The sequence below is a fragment of the Arsukibacterium sp. genome, assembly GCF_018402695.1.
Lineage (GTDB): Bacteria > Pseudomonadota > Gammaproteobacteria > Enterobacterales > Alteromonadaceae > Alishewanella.
In genome coordinates this window covers 1-2,102 of record NZ_JAGYIM010000005.1, presented here as the reverse complement: position 1 = coordinate 2,102, position 2,102 = coordinate 1, and the positions used below count along the sequence as shown (strand labels likewise).

2 protein-coding genes are annotated in these 2,102 nt (G+C 49.0%); both read right to left on the bottom strand.

The window, feature by feature from the left end; genetic code table 11:
• Positions 1–600: sugar phosphate nucleotidyltransferase (locus KG631_RS00095; protein ID WP_213994638.1), on the bottom strand; the 600-nt coding region annotated here is incomplete at its 3' end.
• A gap of 155 nt (positions 601–755) precedes the next feature.
• On the bottom strand, positions 756–1,970 hold the full coding sequence (locus tag KG631_RS00090) for a glycosyltransferase family 4 protein (RefSeq protein ID WP_213994637.1): 1,215 nt from the start codon (positions 1,968–1,970) through the stop codon (positions 756–758).
• Between the last annotated feature and the right edge of the window lie 132 nt (positions 1,971–2,102).

Here is a 2,102-nt window from a genome sequence, read left to right as displayed (position 1 = left end):
GGGCTTTTCAACAATGGCGGTCATTTTTACCGACTCGCCGGCGGCCATTTTGTGGCCTTCGACATCGGCCACCCCGTAGCTGCTGACATTTTCCAGCGGCACCGGTTCTACCATTACCTGGCTGATACCCGATTCAGAAAACAAGTTGTTCATCTGCGCCAGATTATCTTTTTTAAGGTCACTGTCATAACCATCAATTAATACATCAGGCAGCACCACGGCAAAAGGCACATTACCAATTAACGGCCGCGCGCACAGTACGGCGTGGCCCAGGCCTTTTGCTTCGCCCTGGCGCACATGCATTATGGTGACGTCTTTCGGGCAAATATTCTGTACTTCATCCAGCAGCTGGCGTTTTACCCGCTTTTCCAGCATCGATTCCAGCTCAAAACTTTTGTCAAAATGGTTTTCAATGCTGTTTTTAGAGGAATGGGTTACCAGCACTATTTCTTTTATTCCGGCGGCAATGCACTCTTGCACCACATACTGAATTAGCGGCTTATCGACCACTGGCAGCATTTCTTTCGGGATAGCCTTAGTGGCGGGTAACATACGGGTGCCTAAGCCGGCAACGGGAATAACAGCTTTTGTTACTTTCACACTTTTATCCTTGTTTGGGTTAGCCTGATATGACATTGACCAGTGAGCTGAAAATTGTAGCAGTTTAACAGTTAAAACCGGCAGTCGAAACTGCAGGCGTAATTAACGACCTAAGTTACGGCAATTTTATGACTTAATTGTGACATCGGTTGTTATTACAAATTTAGCAGATTCATAATTCTGGCATTGGTTTTATGCACGTCGAAATGTTGCTCTGCCAGCTTGCGGCTGTGCAGGCCCATAGTGCAGATTTGCTCCGGCTGCTGAATAAAGTACAGCATGGCCTGCTCTAATGCAGCTTGATCATGCACCGGCACTAAAATGCCATTGTAGCCTTGTTCTACTGTTTCCCGGCAACCGGGGGCGTCGGTAGTAATAATGGCACGGCCAATGGCCATCGCTTCCTGGGTGCTGCGCGGCACCCCCTCCCGGTAATAGGATGGCAATACGAACACACTACTCTGGACTAAAAATGGTACTACGTTAGCCACTTTCCCGGGGTAGCGAACAATGTTGTTGCTAACATAGTATTCCAGTTCAGTAGCGGATAATGCCCCTGCGCCCGCGTCCGGCTGGCCTAAAACCACAAATTCTACTTGTGGGTAACGTTTTTTTAGTTGCTCGGCCGCGGCCAGGTAGTAGCGAATGCCTTTTTCGTTTAATAACCGGCCAACAAAGATAAAACGTACAGGTTCAGTGGGCACCGGCATTATCGGAAAATTGTCGAGCTCAACCCCGATACCTTTTAAAACGCATAGCTGCTTCAGATTAATTCGGTACTGATCGATTAAATCCGTTTTATCATCCTGATTTAACAAAAACACGCAATGGGTGGTCGGCAAACTAAGCTGATACAAAGCGACCTGCAGCCGGCGCAATGCTTTGGCTTTAACGGTTAAACCCGAAGCCGGCACGGTAAATGCCCGGCCCAGGCCTTCTATTTTTGCTACCCGCAATGGCACCCGTGCCAGCCAGGCCGCCAAACTGCCATAGATAACCGGCTTGGCAAAATAGCAAAAACTCAGGCTGATTTGATACTGCTTAAACAGTTTATACAGTTGCCAACAGGTTTTTAAATCGGCCAGCGGGTTTAAACTAAAGCGGCTTAACTGGTACGAAACAGGGGTAACACCCAGCGCTTTAACTGCGGCAATGCTGTTTTCATCATAATCGGTGGCAAAGGCATATACCTGATGACCTGCCGCAGCCATGGTTTTTAACAGGTCGGCCCTGAACCCCAGCATGGTCTCAGCCAGGGTGCCCACGACAGCAATCCGCTGCACCTGCCCTGTCGGGTCTGTTAGCAACGGCTCTGGTCCGGTGGTCGTGCTGGCGATACCTTGCCCGCTTAGCTTATTTCGGTCTGACAATTCGATTAATTCCCCACCTTAGCCATTGCCAAAGCTTACTGTTAAAACTTGGCTGTTCCTGGCGCCATTGTTGTAAATCTGCCAGTGTTGCCAATGCTGTAGTGTAATAGCCGCTGTGGCGGCAAACATACA